The following is an 18542-nucleotide window of genomic DNA, read 5'->3' on the forward strand; positions in this document are numbered from 1 at the left end:
CATGTTTTAATGGTCAAATAATTGCTTAATAAAATTAAAAAAATCGTAATTAAAAAGAAACACTTTGAATTATAAAAACTTAATTTTCGATCTGGACGGAACTTTATGGGATTCCAGAGCAACGATTATCAAAATATGGAATGATGTTTTAAGTAAGCGTCAACTGATACAACAGGAACTGAAACCTGATGATATGAATCAATATATGGGTTTACTGGCTCATGATATTCTGAAGGATATGCTTCCAGGAATTTCAGACCTTCAGATTGAGGAACTCCTTTCTGAAGTAGTAGCCCAGGAAAATAAGATATCACGTATACAAGGCGGCATTCTTTATCCAGGTGTTGAGGATACATTGAAAAGTCTGGCCAATACCCACAATCTTTTTATTGTAAGCAATTGCCAGGATGGATATATTGAATCTTTTTTAGAATATTACCAGTTTAACACTCTATTTGTAGACTTTGAATCTCATGGACGTACACAAAAGACAAAGTCAGAAAACATACATCTCCTTATGGAAAGAAATGGTCTATCCATTGAAAATTCTATATACATTGGGGATACGCAGACGGATTATAATTCTGCTGCTTCCAACGAATTGCCTTTTATTTTTTGTGACTATGGTTTTGGAAAACTTTCCAAACCGCATGAAGCCCAGGTTTCAACATTGTCTGATTTAAAGAATTATATTTAAATAAATGCCATCTCACAGTTTTGCGGGATGGCTTTATTTTTATTTGATTTTTTGTATCGGCATTTCAATAATTCCGTTATGAGGTGGAGAGGTCAAAAAACTTTCAATATAAAATTCATTTTTTTTATTGATTAAAGTGAAAACCGGATCCAACTCAGGAGATTCACCGTTTAATACTGTATTTTCTAAAAAAATAATTTTTAAATTTTTATCATCTGAAACATATATATGCCCTAACAGCTTTAAATACCCATTTTTATTGTATTGTTCATCATTTGGATCTTCAAACCAACTTTCAAAAACACAACTATCTGATTTTATTAAGTTAATTTTGGCTTTCAAATCAGATGAAATTCCCTTATGATCTATATATTGGAAAAAGTAATGATATTCATCTTTCCATTTTGAAAACTGTTTATCTTCTATAATTTCATCATTAGATTCCAGTTCATTATCATAATTATTTATATTATCCGCTCGCCTAGTATTTATTGTATCAACATTTATTTTCTGTTTAATATTTTTCTGTTTATGACTTCCATCACCAAAGCATGATATCAACAGTGTTCCAATAAAATAGAAAATGCTTAGTATAATTTTTTTCATCTGGTTAGTTTTTATTATTCTCCTGCCTATTTTTATTTGGAGTTTTTAGCCTTACATAAAATGCAGGGTTTTCTCTATTATTCAGACCGTCTCCTGTCGTTTTTGCATCAGTAATTTCAAAGTGTAAATGCCTTGCTTTGACATTTTGTTTAGATGCATTAGCTGTATTCCCACTTTTTACCTCTTTAATATCTTTAGATATATTTATTTTTTGAAGCAATTATTTTGCAACAATAGTTAATACAAAAGCTATCCTCACCTAAATATCTCTATTATCACCTATCCCGAAAGCTCCTTCTTTTTTAATGTAGAATTATTTTTCCCTCAGGATTGATTTTATACTTTTCTTTTTTTTCAGAAATGAGCTCATCATTAATATATTTTTCTGTTTTTAGCTCAATAACAAAATCTTCATTAATTTTATAAACTCTTGTTTCATAATTTTTCAAATTTCCATCAGGAGCTGTATTATAATAAATTTTTAATTTAGAATATTCCTTATTATCTTTTATGGTAATTAAATATTCCTCACAATATCCTGATTCATAACAATTCGACAAAATAATAGGTATAAAGCTTTTTGTTTTAGATAAATAGGTAATGAAATGATCATTGTTTGGATTGTCCATTTCTATATTGAAAAATGTATCTGATAATTTCACAGATAATAAATTGTTTTCTGAGGACCACTCAATTGGAAGCTTATGAGCTTTTATGGTATCATTTATAGCCTTATTTGCAGGTTCATTATCAAGAATTTCATTCTTAAAAGCTAAATACTTTTCTTTATTGAATGTTAATCCTTTAGGATTTTCCGGATTGATAGTAATATCATAGGCCTTATCACTTAAAAAATCAACTTTTATCCACCCTAGTGTTCCGGTACCTCCAGAGTTTTCAATATATATCTTTATTAGAGCGAAATTATTTGCTATATTATCTATATATGCCCCGACTTTTCCTAAAGAATATCCTTTAAAATCAAAGGATGTAGATTTTACAAAATTTAATAAAGCATTATTATTCTGTTCATTAACCTGAATATTATATGCTTCATTATTTTTATTCTTTGATGAAATCAATAATGCTTCACCTTTTTTACATGATACATTTAATAAGCTTACAACTATAATGCATAAAAACAATACTAAATTTTTCATTTTTAAAAATTATTTACTATGTGTGGTTTTATTCCTTTTAGTGACTCTATATACTTTTTCTGCCCCTCTTCAGAAGTGCTATACCATCTGGCATAATTTCCATTGTACCTGTCTATATAAGCGTTTAAATATAGCATACCTGCTTTAACAGATGGAAAAACAATAAATTGTTTATTATTTTTTGTATCTTGTTTATTGTAGCCAATTCCTATCCCTTCTTTAATTCCAGTTAATCCCATTGGAATATACTCTGGATTCTTTTCCCAGTACTTAGAATTCCATCCATAATAAGGAGCTTCTCCATGGGCTTCCATTCCAGGTGTACCTGTCTCCTTATATTGTAAAGATGTAAAATGTGATGTTTCGAGCCGATACATTTTCTCAATAACAACAGCTCTTTCTCGTCCGAAATTATCATTGATGTATTTTAATGCTTCTCTAGCATCTTCAATACCAAATTCTTTATCTATATGCTCTATTTTTTGTTCTTTATGGTCAGATGAAAAATCACCCCCACAACTACACATATTATTACTGAATTTCATTGCAATAGAAATAATATTACCTCCTTCTGCTGTTTGGGCAGAGCTTACAAAAAATTGATCTTTTAAGTAAATTAATTCAAACTCCCGAACATCAACATGTATCCAAGTGGGAGCAATATTAGCTGGTTCTAATGAAAATTCATTTTTGGTAGTCCAATTTATTCTAGCGTTTGAATATTTTGAAAAAAGGCTTCTACCTTCTTTCGCTCCCCTGTCTTTTCCATTTGCTCGTTTATTATCGTTTGTTTTATATACGTGTAAATCTAATGCCTTTCCCATATGATTAGTTGTACCCCGTTTATTAATAACATTATCTTCTTGGCATCTATATCCTGAAGAAATGTCACCTATTTTATATCCCAATGCACTTTCTAACGTTGCAAAATAATGCATGATTGCTTTAGTTGCCCAATATATTGAACGGTGTATTCCTGGATACTCATATTTCCTATATTTTTCAGAAATATTATTTTTTTGTGCCTGCTCAAAATATTTTCCATTTCCAAAACCAGAACATTTACCACATTTACATTTAATGCGCTTAAAAGGAATTGAATATTTATTTGAAAACTCATCAATTGCCTTTAAAACACTTCCACAAACTTTTCCAGTTTCAGGAACTTTCATATAATCTCTCTGAAACTGTTTAATCATTTTTTCGGTTCTGTCCGTAAATTTATCTGTTGGGACATTGCCTCCAAAACCGGCTAAACGAATATTAATTTCTCTTATAAGTTCGCTTGGAGGGGAGTTTTTGTCAATACAATATTTACCACCACAATTTTTAGTTTCTAATTTTGCTCCTTTAATAATCGAGGGAGAATCATTAGCCTCCACTTTCACCGGTTCAGCATCCGGGCTTACCGGAATCACCTGAGAGGTTACAGAGGTATTCAAGTGCTCAACTTCTATAAAATATTCCCGTTCGTTCCCTTCACCCCATTCGTAGCTTTTGGTATACATATCTTTTGTTAAGACAACCCCATTGATAAAGTTTGTCGTATTGTAAGCCAGCTTTGCGGATACTTCATATACCAGATCATTGCTATAGCGTGAGAAATCTTCTTCCCAGATCCTTACCTTTACATTTTTCCCACTCATATTCCGGGTGCTGATCTTAATAGATACAACATCGCCAGTTTTAGCATTTTTCAAAGGCTTTCCTGTAGCATCTGTAAATTCCACACTTATAATCTTTCCTTCAGGATCGGCCTGTTTCCAGGCCGCCGGAGTTTGCGGAAACTTTGGAGTATTCTCTTTAGGTTTGGGTTTAGCAGGCTTTGTGTCTTTCTTTTCAGGAGCCACCGGAGGTTTTCTGTGAGCGAGAAGCGTTTCTTTGGGCTTTTGCTTTTTAGGAGGCTCAGGAACATGAGTGGGATTAGCCACATTTACATTGGGACTGGCCTTCAGAATATGTTTGGAAGCCATTTCTGCCGTCACATAATACTCATGGGTTTTCCCTTCATTTTGATCTCCCCTGGCCACCTGGGCATTAGCGATCTGTACAGCCATGGTATAGCTGGGTAACCTGAAAATGACTTTAGCAATCCCTTCATGATCCACTTCCCCAACAAGAGGCACCGGATTGATCCTGTTCATCATATTAATAACCGGATCATGCCCCTCACCTATTGCATCGTCTTCCCATAAAGTAAAAGATACTTTATGTCCGAACATTCCCACACAATGGGCCTTAGCAATTAAAGTATCTGTATAATAAAGTAGTTTTCCTTTCTGCAGTCGCTGAGAATTAATATCTAATAGATCTACACGGAGTATTTTGGGTTCTTCAGCCGGCTGTGGTTGTATATACAATTCACCTTTGTCCTTCCCTCTTGTCACTTCAATTTTTAAAGCTTTGTATTTTAAGCTTTTATGGGTGAATTTATAGGTTATTTGTTCTCCATCTTTGACATTCCCATGAGTAATCCGCCATCCTTTCTGATCCTTTACATGAATATTCCATTGTACTTTGAGTGGTGGAAAAGAAAAAGAATTGGAAGACATCAGATTATCAAAGACTGAAAGTGAATATGCCTCCGTATTTCCAACAATAGGTTGGGTATTGCCTGTAATAGTCAATTTTGCCATACTTGTTAGTTTTGAAATGTTTTATTCATAAATCGGATCGGGTTCTTCCAGTTCTGCCTGAGATTCTTTTAAATCCATAAACGGATTAATAAGATGGTAACTTTGGGGATCAGCAAGTGTTATACCTTGCCTGTTCATAGTAGAAGTCTGGCCATGTTCCTTCACAGTAATCATTCCTCCAGTACTGCACATCAGTTCGGAGATTTCAGAAAGGCAGCTTTTCCCCATAATATTTACCTTTTCATAAGTCTTTTGCCATTTTCCGGCAGGGACATACGCACAGGGTAAATATCCGCCAGATGTGGGTTTTAATCTGCATTTTCCGAAGCTTGGCCCGGCAGGATTGAAGTGTATATCTTCTTCTGTTACCGCAAGATAATCTGCTGTAACGTCTTGTTGGTTCCAATAATGCTTTTGATGGGAATTTACCTTAAACTGAGGGAACACATCTCCCTGATTGCAGCTGGCTTTGCCTTTTTGGATGACAAAATGCTTTCCGTTGTGTGTTGATAAATTTTCTGACATTTTTTTGTGTTGTGTGGGTTCAATTGTGTTCTTTTAATTATCCTGCTAATTTTTCTAGCTCAAAAGTCATGGACTTTTCATAATCGGCCATCTGAATATGAAACCCTGCTTTTATTTTCTGTATAGAAAAATCAGCAGCCTTTAATGTATATATTGCCGAATGGCTGGCGATCAGTGATTTTGAATGAGGTTTTTCCAGCTCATCATATTCCCAATCCGTATCGTACAATTCTTCAACCGTCCGGTAATCCACAGATTTCCCTGTCTGTACTACTTCTATACATCCGGATTTTTCTTCTGATAAGGTTTGATTAATTATTTCCATTCTGATAGGAGAAGCTGGAGCCAGCCATGAAAATTCATCTGTATATGGAACTGAAAAGCCTTGTATATTATAATGAGCCTGATAAAAAGAACTGAAAATGAACTGTACGGGTACTATAGTTTTCAAACTGCTATAAATAACCTTTGGATGAGCCATTTTATCTTTCATCTGATTGATATGCAGCGATGCATAAGAGCCTTGATGATATTTTTTTAATGCTTCAATTTCATTTATTATATGCCGGATCTCTTTATGAGTTTCTGCAGCCACCAATTTTCCAGAACGATCTATAATGAATGTTACCGGATAAATAATTTTCACAAACGCTGAAGCCAGACTGTTGATCTTCTGTTCCAGTTCTTCACCATCTTTAGTGAAATCACTCATTGAAAAATGAATACGGTATCCCTTTTCCTCTTCTTTTATATAATTACAATAGATTGAATAAGCATATTCACTCTTCAGTATTCCATCATCACTTTCGGTTTGCCTGACCTTATATACTCCGGAAACCGCCTCAGCATTGAAGGGAATTTTTCCTTTAGAAAATGACTTATATACACTTTCTCCCCGTTCCTGTATAATTGTATTTATTTCCGAAATTTCTTCCGGAGCGGGAATACAAAGCTTTTGCATCAGCCTTAATCTTCCGTTCTCAGGAATTGTATCCAGGAAACTACAGCGCTGATTATGATATTCGAGAAGATACCGGGGATTTTCAAGCATAAGATCCAAAGCAATGCTTTCCAGCGTCTCTCCAGACTTTACGGCATAAAAGTTTTGCTTGTTTATAGGGTCAGTCGTATGAATCGGATCTTTCCGATCTGAAATATTTTTTTTCATAATGTTGTGTGTTTTTAATTCTAAAAATTTTTTAAAATTAAAAATCCACACTTTACATCTTCTTGTATTTACATGTTTTTTTATTGTATATTTTCATGTAAAATATGTACAAAAAACAAAAATATTGTACAAAACAAAGAAATCATCTGCTCTAAAATGGCAATATCTATTGTATTTCAAAAATGAACGAAGTGAAACAATAAAAAAGGTCACCTTTGCAGGCAACCTCTTTCATTCAAGTAATTCTATGGATATAGAATCTTTTATTATTTATAATCTTTAGAACTTCTTTTAGGTTCTTTTACTTCCGGCCATTGTACCAGGTTTCCTTTATCATCTTTAGGCATTACTCTTTTTTCTCTATTGGTGAATTCAGGATCTTCAGAAGCCATATAAGCTAATGCTGCTGTTAAGATCACATTATTCTTCACCTCATCAAAAACGATTTTGTCATAGGTATCTTTTGTCGTATGCCATGTATATCCGAAATAGCCCCAATTCAAGGAACTTAGCGAAAATCCAGGTACTCCAGCTGCCACGAATGAAGCATGGTCTGATCCACCACCGCCAGGCATTCCAGGGAAATCAGTCTTAATGTGGTTTCTTACTGCTTTTGGAACACCATCAAGCCATTTTCCGATATAATCATAAGCTTTCACAAATCCCTGGCCACTGATATTGATGACACGTCCGGTACCATTATCCTGATTAAATGCAGCCTGTGTTCCTTTTATAATCTGAGGATTATCTACTACAAAGCCTCTTGAACCATTCAATCCTTGTTCTTCGCTTCCCCAAAGTCCGATCACAATTGTTCTTTTATTATTAGGATAATATTTTTTAAGAATTCTCATGGTTTCCAGCATCGTCAGTGTTCCTGTTCCGTTGTCTGTGGCTCCCTGAGCTCCATCCCAAGAATCAAGGTGAGCAGATAAAATGACATACTCATCCGGTTTTTCTTTCCCTTTAATCATACCGATGGTATTAAAGCTTTTCGCATCGGGAAGAACTTTCGACTGAGCATCTATTTTAATTTTAGGCTGAGCTCCTTTCTCTGCCATTCTGTAAAGCATCCCATAATCTTCCACATCAATATCAATCATTGGAATTTTGGATGTTTTGGCTCCGAAGATCCTGTTTGCACCCATAATCCCGGTCCAGTTTGAAATGGCAATTCCAGCCGCACCTGCATTTTCTAATGCTTGAGGAAGAGTATTATTATCATATCCAATGTTCTTTACATAAGCTGCAAAGTCCTTGGTTGCCTGATCTTTTTCTGCCTTAAGTTTTTCATAAAGTTCCGGGGTTGCAAACTCCTTGATCTGCTCATCAGAACGTCCTATCTTCTGATATTGGGCCATCAGCACAATCTTTCCTTTTACAGCGGGAAGCCATTTGTCAAATTCTGCCTTAGAAGACACTCTTGGAAGAATGATTACCTCTGCTTCAACTGCTTTTTTAGTAGCAGGGCTCCACGCCAGCTGAGTAGCTGTCAAAGATTTAGTTCTTGGAAACACCATATCAACATGGGTAGTTCCTCTCTGCCACCCTTTCCAGGTTCCAAACTGCTGAAGGTTGGCATCAATTCCCCATGAGCGTAGCTTTTCAGCGCTCCACTCATTAGCAGCAAGCATTTCCGGAGTTCCCACAAGACGTGGTCCTATCCCATCCAGAAGCTCATACGCCATCCCTTCAAGCTGGGAATTGTTATTCACTTCATCTACAATGCTTTTTATGATTGGGTTAAGGTTTTCTTTTGGGTCTACCTTTACCTGAGCCCATGAAAATTGAGCAGCCAACATGACAGCCGGTACTGCAAAAAATCTATTTATCCTCATAATGTATATTGATTGCATTAAAGATAAAGGAAATTACGGAGATGATAAAAAAAATAGAATAAAAAAGTCTTTAGACATCAGCATTCAGACTCATTTTTGAAGAAAAATGAAATTTTCAATCTATTATATTAAGTTGGCAGCATGTCATTCCCATCTATTTTGATTCGAAATCCGGTAGCTTTTTGTTGATAAAAGCCTGTTCCTCGGTGGTCAATAAAATTGTATTATTTTTATTTTCTTTTACCAAAGTATTATCCCAAATGTCTTTAGCAAAATCTACTCTAGGAGTTAGTCCTTTTTCATCTGATTTCTTAAAAGTATTGTAAATAAGTTCTCTGCTGATTTTCCGCTCATGTTTAACCCCTTTATAATAAGCAACAAATTTATTACCTTCAATCTTGCTCATAGCAGGAACATATATTCCTTCTTTTTTGTAAAAATCAAAAACGAGCATTGCATTTCCTAACTGATAATCAAACTCTTCTCCTGCTCCAGTTCTTCTTTTAACCATTGGATATTGGTCCTGCAAATAATGAATTTCAAAATAAGTAATCACCTTATCAGCCTTATTATATTTCAATTCTCCTTTCATCTCAATCCCTAATCCTGACTTAATGTTAAATGTGATGAATTGCTCGTTACCTTGTTCGAAAAATATCCATCCGGAATATTTAGATGCCTTATTTTTTACATGGGCCAAAGCCCTGTTTAACTCAAAATTAAAGAAATAATTTCCCATATATTCATCAGAGAATTTCTTGATTCCCTTTACAAACATGCTGTCTGATTTTAGATCTTTAAAGTATTTTACATTATTCAGCTGCATTTGGAGATTATTATCAAAAGATTTGTTGTGATTATAAAAATTAGTTTTACTCCATAACTTTGTTTCTGCAATAACTAAAAAATGAATCTGGTTATTATCACTCCTTTTTTCTTTATAAGTAACATCATAAAGGGAAGGTTCATTATAGTATCTTTTTTTGTAATGGCTGGCAACATCTTCAAAGATATCTTTCAAATCTACTTTTATCAGTTTTACTTCATCAATCTTTTTATACCCTCTTTTTAGCTTTATGGGAGAGTAAAATTCTTGAATTATTGCTTTTTGAAATCCCGATGCTGAAATTTCAAAGTTTACCGAGCTTTGATCTACGGGCGCAAAACCCTCTTCATTAGTATAAACAATTTGATTATGCAAAAGAACTCTTGCATTAGGAATCGGTTTTCCATTTTCAGAATCTACAACCTGAAGCTTTTGGGCTGAAAAAAGATTAAAAAACAGAATAAACAGTAAATAAGAATGTTTCATCATATTTTGTGTAATTGATATTTCTAAAATACAAATTATACAGATGATAACCATTCTACAATGAAAAATTTAATATTTGAGGCTAAAAACGAAATCAATAGACATGAATTTATTTTCGGCTTTTCAAATTCATTTAAGATCGGAACTTTTGATGCTTTGAGAAATCATGGCAATCTTGAGAAACTGATTGCGCTATGGGTAAAAAAAAACCGGCTACAAAAGCCGGCTAAAGGTTGAATTACTTCTTAGATTCTTCTACAGAAACTTTTCTGAAATCCTTAAACAATTTGCTTAGTTCTAAAGCTGATTTACGAGCTCTTGTACCAGCTGCTTTGTTTCCTTTTTCCGCTTGTTGGTTTGCCTCAGTTGTGAACGCTTCAAATTCTGCGTTGATTTTTTCAATTAGTTCTTTCATTATATTTAAAAATTTAGGCTGCAAATATAGGTTTTATGGTGATTCCAGCCTAGTAGCAAAGAAAAAAGTTTGGGCAAAATCACTGAATTTTTAACATATTTCTACCCTTGAACCGATTTTTATCGATTTTAGCCCTTCACTTTTTACAAAAATCCTGTTGAAATCCTGGATAGATCAAATTTCTTCCACGATTCTCCCATTCATTTTTCTTCAAAATTTTCTTTATAATGGCTACAATATTTTTAAAAGGTTTAAGACCTTCTTTATTTTTTCAAAACACATCCAAGTTTATCTCCTATCTTGGATTTTTATATTACATTTGAGAAAAACGACTTAATCCATGTTCAGAAAATATTTTTCCTAACGTTTATATTGCCATTATTTGCCTTTTCACAAAACAAGATTAGCTATAAAGTTTATTATAATGAAAACCTTGCAAAGAACGGTTTAAAAGTACAGGTAGATTATAAGCTGAAAAAAGCCTCTGATACTTTATCCTTTTACTACGCTAATGAAAGCTGGGGCGAAAAAGACCTTTTTAAAAACCTGGCAATAGTAAAGCAAGAAAACCCTGATATTACTTTTGAAACTATTCCTGAAAGCAATACGATTAAGCTCCAAAAGAAAAAAGGAACTGAATTTTCCCTAATTTATCACGTCAAGCAAGATTTTACAGATCCTAATTATAAGATATTCAACCGCCCGAGAATCAATAACACATTCTTTCATGTTTTAGGAAAGAATCTTTTCATGGTTCCATTCTCTTTCACGAAAACGTCTGATGAGGTAGAATTTGAATTCTCTGTTGAATGGATCAATTTTCCGGAAAAGTTTAAACTTCATAATAATTTCGCCTCTCAACTTCACAAACAGAAAATCAAAACAACTCTTTGGGATGGCTTTTATAACTCTCTTTTTATAGGTGGTGATTACAGGTTTTACAATTTTAAAGTACATGATAAACCTATTTATTTTGCCTTGAGGGGCGAATGGAACAACGGTTTTACAGATGATTTTTTATTTTCCAATCTTAAGAAAGCCGTACAATCTCAAAGGGATTTCTGGCAAGATTACGATCAGGATTATTTTACCATTACCATGACTCCCACTGTTTCCCAAAAAGACAGCCTGTATAAAGGATACAGTACTACAGGTTCTGCTATTAAAAATGCATTTATGATCCAGGGAACCAATAATCCTTTCAATAACAAGAATTCATACCTGTACCTTTTTCATCATGAATTAATGCATGAATGGATTGGAAATAAAATTCAAAATAAGCATGAAGAGCTCAATTATTGGTTCAGTGAAGGTTTTACTGATTATTATACCTACAAAAACAGATTGAGAATAAAAGATATCTCAATGGAGGAATGGCAAAAGCTTTTTAACACCGAAATCATTAAAAGTCATTGGAAGAATCCTGAAAAAAACATTCCTAATTACAAAATAAAAGATGACTTCTGGAAAAGCAGAAATATAGAAAAGGTTCCCTATAGACGAGGGGCTATTTTTGCCTTCTGGCTGGATAATCAAATTATGTTGAAAACCAATTACCAAAAATCTCTAGACGACCTGATGCGGGAGCTTCTGAAAACCTGTACTGAGAAAAGTGTAAAGTTTACGGATGAGCTTTTCCTTGATCTTGTTCAGAAATATCTGGAACAGGATATCTCTTATTTCTTTCAGAAACATATAATAGGCGGTGAAGATATTGATCTTAAGAAAGAAAAATGGATAGATGGCTTTTCTTTTCCTACAACGGATACAATTCCCCAATTGGAAGTTGATAAGAGTAAGAATATCAAATATATGACTAAATAAAACATGGATCTCAATCTCCCTGAAAAATAGTTTTCTCTTTTAACAAATAGTCTCAGCCTTAGTTTCCATTTAAAATAAATTCACAAGCTTTCATTCCCGTTCTATTTAATAGATGAAGACTTTCAGGAGTTATTCTTTCTGCAAAAACAACTCTGAAGTGATGGTCGTATTTATCTGTAAGGAAAAATGTGCTTCCAGGTGTAAATAAAATGTTCTTTGATTCACAATACTTATAAAATTTCTTCATGTCCATATTTTCCGGCATTTGTGCCCAAATACTGTATCCACCTTGAGGTCTATGGAAATAAGCCCCTTCCGGAAATGACTTTCTCAGGACTTCAAGTAACTGGGTAGCCTGTTGATTGAGCTTTTTACGGAATGACCGTAAATGTCTTTCATAGCTATTTTTCTGTAAAAACTTAAGGATCAATTCCTGATAAATAGGAGATACTGATCGGCCCAGTGCAAACTTTGCTCTTTCTGCCTTGGCATAAAATGGTCCAGCATACAGCCAACCTAAACGAATTCCGGGAGCCAGAGTTTTTGAAAATGAAGAATAGGTTATTACCCATCCTTTTTCATCAAAGCTTTTAATGCTGGATGGTCTTTTTTCTTCAAAATAAAGATCAGAATACATATCATTTTCAATAATGCATATGTGATGGCTTTCTGCTATTTCCAAGACATCCTTTTTGGTTCTATCACTCATCAGGATTCCGGTTGGATTATGAAAATTAGGGGTAACAATAAGAGCCTTGATCTCATTTTCAGTGCACACATTTCGAAAATATTCAGTATCAAAGCCACTTCGGTAATGAACAGGGATTTCAATAACCTTCAAATCCAGATTGGCAATAACTTCCAAAATGGAAAATACACACGGACTATCTACTGCAACAACATCACCTGCCCTGGTTACAGAACTTAATGCAATCGTAAGCGCCTGCAAAGCACCGTCTGTAATAATCAGTTCATCAGGATTGAAGGAACAGCCATACATTGCCATTTGCTTTGCAATCTGCTTTCTCAATGCTTCAAGCCCATTGGAAGGATAATATCTCAGCAGAGAAGCTCCTTTTTCCCGGATCACTTCCTGCATGGTTCTTAGAATCAGTTTTTGAGGAATCAAGAGATCACCAGGAACTGCTGTATTAAAGGAACTTGATTCTGAAATTCTTTTGGAAGTAAGCCGTATATTCTTCATAAATTCCTCATCCCGAACAACAGAAGGAAGCTTTGCTCTGGCTTCTGGAATATTCTCTTCTCTTTTATCAGCTACAAAATATCCTGAGCGTGGACGACTTTCAATCAAATCTTTAATCATTAAATATTCGAAACCGCTCTGTACTGAACTTGTACTCAGAGTATATCTTTCTTTTATTTCCCGAATGGAGGGTAGCTTTTCACCAGCCTGTAAAATTCCGTTACGAATCTGTTCTTCAATAATCGTTGTAAAAGCTTCGTATTTATAAGTTTTCATCATCTCATCTCAATCTGTACTGAACAAATTTACAAAATTAGAACCTGTACCGGTTACATTTTAACCATCTGTATCCTTTCTGAATAAATTAATCTTATAATTTTGAAGAAAAAAGAATGAAAATCATTTCAAAATTTACCATAGGTTCTGACGAAGGCGTTGATGATCTTTTTACAATGATCAAATCTTATGTAAACACCACTTACAAAGAACATGTTTCAGAGGAAGAGATCGGGCACTATATAGAAGACTGGGACCCAAGGAAAATGATTAATGAGCTCAACAACCTGTCTAATCAGCTTATTATCACATATGCAGATGAGCGACCTGTAGGCTATGGTATTCTAAAAAGTGGTTCTGGATATCCGGGTTCAGACGGAGATAAAAGGCTTACAGAACTTAATTTTATTATTCTTCGGGAATATGATACCCAAGAAATTCGTGAATCTCTATGGAAGAAATGCAAAACGGCAGCTTCTTTTACCGATATTATCTGGGCCAACATCTTTGCAGAAGATCCTTTATTGGAGTTTTTAAAAGAGTGTGGCTTTATTATTAAAGAAAATGCAAAAACTCCTCCATTTCAGCTTCCGTCTTATATTGTAGAAATGAATATCAGTAAGAATTAATAGATCTTCGATCAATACCACTCATAAAAACTATTGAAGGCAAATCTTAAAAACCAAAGATTTGTCTATCTTTGATTTTTATAATTCTGATACAATGAGTGATCAACTGGAAACCATAAAAGACTACTACAAACGTACCCGTAGAAATATTCTCGAAATATCTGATGCAGATCTTGAGACCGGAAAAACCCATTTCAACATCATTCCGAGAAAATATTGCAGTTTTAAAAGCCCTTATAACCGACGTGATTATTACAAAATATGCTTTATCATAGGAAAAGGAACGGCCTATTATGGAACCCACACCCTATATGTTGACCGCCCGGCTCTATTTTTTCCATCACCCAATATTCCTTATACATGGGAATGTGAAGATGATTTTCAGGAAGGGTTTTCCTGTTTATTCAATCAGGAATTTTTTAATGTAAATTCAGAATTTAACTTGTTTAAAAAGACATCGTTATTTAAAGAATGGAGCAAACCGTTTATATTCCTGGATGAGGAACAGATCCAACTGGCTACCATGTATTTTGAGCAGATGTACAAACTGAACCATTCTACCTATCCTTTTCGCTGCAATGGTATTAAAAGTAACCTTGCCTCTGTTTTGCACCTTGCCCTGGAAAACCGTGTGGAGGATGTAAGTCTTAATGACCTTCCTGCCAATGTCCGACTGTACAGATTGTTTGATGAGCTCCTGAACAAACAGTTCCCTTTAGATTCTCCAGCCTACCCTTTAGCTTTAAAAACGGCTTCTGCTTTCGCAGATCATCTGAATGTACATGTCAACCATTTGAACTCATCTGTAAAATCGGTTACAAGCCTCACGACCACGCAAATTATAAAAGAAAAAATATTTGAGGAATCTAAAAATCTTCTGAAATACACGAACTGGGATATTGCCCAAGTTGGTTATACCCTTGGTTTTGAGCAGCCATCCCATTTTAATAATTTCTTTAAAAAGTATGCAGAGACTTCGCCATTAAAATTCAAGAACTCTTTTTAAATATTTGAATTTTGTAATTTTTACTTTGTCTTTTAAAACTCAATTTTCTATTCTTGAAGTATTTTTGCATGGTAAAAAATGAATGAATATGTTGAGAGAAGCATCTGAGAAACGCATCAGATTAATAACCATTATGGCCTTTGTGTCTATCCCGCTTTCGGGGTTTGTTACTGATATTTACCTGCCATCCTTCCCTTCTATGGCCAAGGAAATGATGGTTTCAGAAAAAGATATACAGATCACTTTAACTTCTTACCTGCTGAGCTACGGAATTTCTCAATTATTTGTGGGCGGAATTCTGGACAGTATCGGTCGTTACCGTCCTAAATTACTTGCTTTATTTATTTTGATCCTGAGCAGTATTTTCATTACTATGACCAATAGTATTTTATTAATATGCTTACTCCGCATCCTTCAGGGAGTTGCCGTTTCTGTACTTGTTGTGGCTACCCGTGCTATTTTTGTAGATCTTTATGATGCCGAACGGGTAAAGCATTACCTGAGTTATTTTACGATTGCCTGGTCTTGTGGTCCTATCTTGGCTCCTTTCCTCGGCGGTTACCTTGAAAAGCTTTTTAACTGGCATGCTAACTTTTATTTCCTTGCTTTTTATGCAGGATTTTTATTTCTGTTCGAGTGGTTCTTCAGCGGTGAAAGTCTTCCGCAAAAAAAGAAACTGGATCTTTCAGAGAATATTAACCTGTATTCCATGATGCTTAAAAACAAAATCTTCATGCTCGGAATCATTATTCTGGGATTAAGCTACTCTATTGTGATGCTATTCAATATTACCGGCCCTTTCATTATTGAAAACACCTTCCACTTTACTCCTGTAGTGATTGGATATTGTACCCTGATTTTAGGGTTTTCATGGATGATAGGAGGCTTTATAGGAAAACGCAGACTTGGTTTGGATTTTAAATCGAGAATTTTATTGCCTATTATCCTTCAACTGATATTAATTGCAGGATTAATAACCACCAGCTACTTTGCAGAGAGTCTTTATATAATGATTCCTTTTGCCTTTTTTATTCATATCTGTTCGGGCGTTTTATTTACTTCGTTTTTTACAACGAGTATGCTGTATTTTCCTAAAAATGCAGGAACAGCCGGCGGATTGATGGGCGGACTGGTTTATGTTATCACTTCAATCACCAGCTTTATTATTTCCGTAAGTGGAACAGTAACGGAACAAAAGGATCTTTCCTGGCGATACCTTATCATTGCTATTTTTCTATTGGGAATAATTCTTATTATGAATCGGGCCGTAAAAAAAGAAAAAGCAGAGAATTGATCTCTGCTTTTTTATTTATTGCTTGTTATTTTATTTTTCAAACAGGAATTTCGAAGTTATGCTCTTGAAAATGTTATAAAGGATGGCAGAGGCGTTTCACTCAGGATAAAGCAACGTTAATTTACTTCAGGCTTTCTAAATAACTTTTTAAAATAAGGGGATGACAATGTTCTTCGTCTTTTGCAGCATATACCAATGTGATCTTTTCCTGGCCTTTATGTTGGTCCAGAAACTCCTTTCCAGGCTTATTTTCATGGAGCTCTTTCAGATATTTTTCTGAAAATTCTTTCCATCGTTCAGGATCATGATGAAACCATTTTCTCAATTCTGAAGAAGGCGCAAGATCTTTGTTCCATTCATCAATATCTGCTGCTTCTTTAGTCAGTCCACGAGGCCATAAACGGTCTACAAGAACCCGATAACCATCATGAGGAGAAGGCGTTTCATAGACTCTTTTTAATACAATTTCAGGCATCATATAAAAGTTAATTAAACGTTATAAAATGAGTATTACAACAGCAAAATCTATTTCTCATTATTGAATTTCATCACTTTGAATTTCAACCTATTCGATATTAGTATTTTCTGATCTGAACGGTAGAAACACCGTTTAATTTCACTTCTCTGCCTACTTTTTTCAGCAATCCTGTTTCTGAATTCCGCTTAAAGACAACGGCAGTTCCGCTTACAGGATGAGCTACAATTAAAAACTTTCCGGTGCTGTCAATCGTAAAGGTTCTTGGATGATTTCCTTTTGTAGATTGATATCCTACCGTTTTCAATGTCCCGTCATTCAAAATTGAAAATATAGCAATGTTATTTTCCTTTCCTCGGTTTGAAGCATACAGATAGCGTCCATCCGGAGAAATATGAATATCTGAACTTTCAAAGTCATTTTTAAACTGATCGGAATGGGTATTGATTCTCTGAATAGGTTCCAGTTTTCCATTATCATACTGGTAAACACTTACAGCACCGCCCATTTCTTCAATACAATAGCCAAATTTTCCATTGGGATGAAAAGTAAAATGCCTTGGTCCACTACCTAAAGGAGTTGGAGTGAAAGACTTTTCGGCTTCTGTCAATGGTTCTTTTTTATCCGCTTCAAATTTATAGGTTCTTATTTTATCGGCTCCAAGATCCGGTAAAAACACATATTTAAAATCAGGAGAAAAAACGGTTGAATGAATATGAGCCCGATCCTGCCTGTCCTGATTTATACTTCCTTCTGAAAATTGAAAATTCTGAACCCTCGGTTGTATCACTCCATTTTGTGAAATGGGATAAACAGAAGTACTTCCTTCGGTATAATTTCCATTAATCAACCATTTTCCGCTCTTATGAGCTGCAAGATAAACAGGATTCTCCCCACCACTTTTCTGGCTATTGATATAAGTAAGAGACTTTTTTTCAGCATTAAACTCAAAACTACTTACACTTCCTGCATTTTTGGTTTTACTTTCTGTACAGACAAAAACATATTTTCCATCTGGTGACAGTGTCAGAAATGATGGATTTAAAACTCCTTTAGCAGAAGTTACTTTCGATAGTCTTCCTTTGAGGGTATCTAATTCATAGACGTAAATTCCTTCGGTTTCTTTATTATGATTAAATGAACCAAAAAACACATAGGTATTCTGTGCACATAATTTTAAGCCTGCTAAAATAATAAGCATTGTACATAACGTTTTTTTCAATTTTTATTAGTTTTTTTCGAATGTTTTGAGAATATAGTGAGAAGTTTAAAGTTAGATATTTTGTATGAGTTGAAATATTTAAATCCTAAAAATATTTTCAAATGACCTTACAGTAACCTATTTCATAACTTCATTACCTCCAACATGTCATCATAAATCCATTATATTTAATCTTCCCATACTTTTTTATCAATAAAAAACTTTATCTTTACTCATTAATTCCTGTATCAGAAAATATGTTATCATGATTATGGG

18 protein-coding genes are annotated in these 18542 nt (G+C 34.3%); 6 read left to right on the forward strand and 12 right to left on the reverse strand.

Annotated features, from left to right (window positions below; translation table 11 throughout):
• Nucleotides 1-64 precede the first annotated feature (64 nt).
• Nucleotides 65-697 (forward strand): HAD family hydrolase, encoded by a 633-nt coding sequence (locus EL260_RS15605; protein WP_123856223.1) that lies wholly within the window; start codon nt 65-67, stop codon nt 695-697.
• 39 nt (nt 698-736) lie between these two features.
• Here EL260_RS15605 and EL260_RS15610 read toward each other — a convergent pair whose 3' ends face one another.
• The 8 genes from EL260_RS15610 to EL260_RS15645 form a co-directional block, all read right to left on the reverse strand.
• Entirely contained in the window at nt 737-1303 is a 567-nt protein-coding gene (locus EL260_RS15610; RefSeq protein WP_123856224.1) for a hypothetical protein, read from the reverse strand.
• Between the two features lie 4 nt (nt 1304-1307).
• Complete coding sequence (locus tag EL260_RS15615) at nt 1308-1523, reverse strand: hypothetical protein (RefSeq protein WP_123856225.1); 216 nt, start codon at nt 1521-1523, stop codon at nt 1308-1310.
• Between the two features lie 82 nt (nt 1524-1605).
• Complete coding sequence (locus EL260_RS15620) at nt 1606-2463, reverse strand: hypothetical protein (RefSeq protein WP_123856226.1); 858 nt, start codon at nt 2461-2463, stop codon at nt 1606-1608.
• Nucleotides 2464-2465: 2 nt separating this feature from the next.
• Complete coding sequence (locus tag EL260_RS15625; RefSeq protein ID WP_123856227.1) at nt 2466-5099, reverse strand: peptidoglycan-binding domain-containing protein; 2634 nt, start codon at nt 5097-5099, stop codon at nt 2466-2468.
• Between the two features lie 21 nt (nt 5100-5120).
• Entirely contained in the window at nt 5121-5624 is a 504-nt protein-coding gene (locus EL260_RS15630; protein WP_123856228.1) for a DUF4280 domain-containing protein, read from the reverse strand.
• Nucleotides 5625-5661: 37 nt separating this feature from the next.
• The gene (locus EL260_RS15635; RefSeq protein ID WP_123856229.1) at nt 5662-6792 is read right to left on the reverse strand and encodes a hypothetical protein; all 1131 of its coding nucleotides are present in this window, start codon (nt 6790-6792) and stop codon (nt 5662-5664) included.
• A 266-nt stretch (nt 6793-7058) separates the two neighbouring features.
• The gene (locus EL260_RS15640) at nt 7059-8630 is read right to left on the reverse strand and encodes a M28 family peptidase (RefSeq protein ID WP_123856230.1); all 1572 of its coding nucleotides are present in this window, start codon (nt 8628-8630) and stop codon (nt 7059-7061) included.
• A 154-nt stretch (nt 8631-8784) separates the two neighbouring features.
• Nucleotides 8785-9945, reverse strand: coding sequence for a carboxypeptidase-like regulatory domain-containing protein (locus tag EL260_RS15645; protein ID WP_123856231.1), 1161 nt, complete (start codon nt 9943-9945; stop codon nt 8785-8787).
• A gap of 57 nt (nt 9946-10002) precedes the next feature.
• Between EL260_RS15645 and EL260_RS25615 the strand changes: the two genes are divergently transcribed.
• Nucleotides 10003-10179, forward strand: coding sequence for a hypothetical protein (locus EL260_RS25615; RefSeq protein WP_164466528.1), 177 nt, complete (start codon nt 10003-10005; stop codon nt 10177-10179).
• Between the two features lies 1 nt (nt 10180).
• On the opposite strand, the gene EL260_RS15650 is transcribed toward EL260_RS25615, so the two are convergent.
• Nucleotides 10181-10357, reverse strand: coding sequence for a histone H1 (locus tag EL260_RS15650; RefSeq protein ID WP_034684091.1), 177 nt, complete (start codon nt 10355-10357; stop codon nt 10181-10183).
• Nucleotides 10358-10657: 300 nt separating this feature from the next.
• On the opposite strand from EL260_RS15650, the gene EL260_RS15655 reads away from it, so the two are divergent.
• A complete protein-coding gene (locus EL260_RS15655; RefSeq protein WP_123856232.1) occupies nt 10658-12181 on the forward strand; it encodes a M1 family aminopeptidase in 1524 nt (507 codons plus the stop codon).
• 58 nt (nt 12182-12239) lie between these two features.
• On the opposite strand, the gene EL260_RS15660 is transcribed toward EL260_RS15655, so the two are convergent.
• Entirely contained in the window at nt 12240-13664 is a 1425-nt protein-coding gene (locus EL260_RS15660) for an aminotransferase-like domain-containing protein (RefSeq protein ID WP_123856233.1), read from the reverse strand.
• Nucleotides 13665-13777: 113 nt separating this feature from the next.
• Here EL260_RS15660 and EL260_RS15665 point away from each other — a divergent pair, with 113 nt between their 5' ends.
• The 3 genes from EL260_RS15665 to EL260_RS15675 all read left to right on the forward strand — a co-directional run bounded on the left by EL260_RS15665 (nt 13778) and on the right by EL260_RS15675 (nt 16590).
• A complete protein-coding gene (locus EL260_RS15665; RefSeq protein WP_123856234.1) occupies nt 13778-14290 on the forward strand; it encodes a hypothetical protein in 513 nt (170 codons plus the stop codon).
• A gap of 94 nt (nt 14291-14384) precedes the next feature.
• Nucleotides 14385-15296, forward strand: coding sequence for a helix-turn-helix domain-containing protein (locus tag EL260_RS15670; protein WP_123856235.1), 912 nt, complete (start codon nt 14385-14387; stop codon nt 15294-15296).
• Nucleotides 15297-15384: 88 nt separating this feature from the next.
• Nucleotides 15385-16590: an MFS transporter gene (locus EL260_RS15675; RefSeq protein WP_123856236.1), complete on the forward strand. Its 1206-nt coding sequence runs from the start codon at nt 15385-15387 to the stop codon at nt 16588-16590.
• 121 nt (nt 16591-16711) lie between these two features.
• On the opposite strand, the gene EL260_RS15680 is transcribed toward EL260_RS15675, so the two are convergent.
• Both EL260_RS15680 and EL260_RS15685 read right to left on the reverse strand, forming a co-directional pair.
• On the reverse strand, nt 16712-17068 hold the full coding sequence (locus EL260_RS15680; protein WP_317126511.1) for a DUF488 domain-containing protein: 357 nt from the start codon (nt 17066-17068) through the stop codon (nt 16712-16714).
• A gap of 97 nt (nt 17069-17165) precedes the next feature.
• Nucleotides 17166-18266, reverse strand: a complete 1101-nt coding sequence (locus tag EL260_RS15685) for a lactonase family protein (protein WP_123856237.1) — start codon at nt 18264-18266, stop codon at nt 17166-17168.
• Nucleotides 18267-18542: the final 276 nt, after the last annotated feature.

The sequence above is a fragment of the Chryseobacterium nakagawai genome (genome assembly GCF_900637665.1).
Classification (GTDB): Bacteria; Bacteroidota; Bacteroidia; order Flavobacteriales; family Weeksellaceae; genus Chryseobacterium; species Chryseobacterium nakagawai.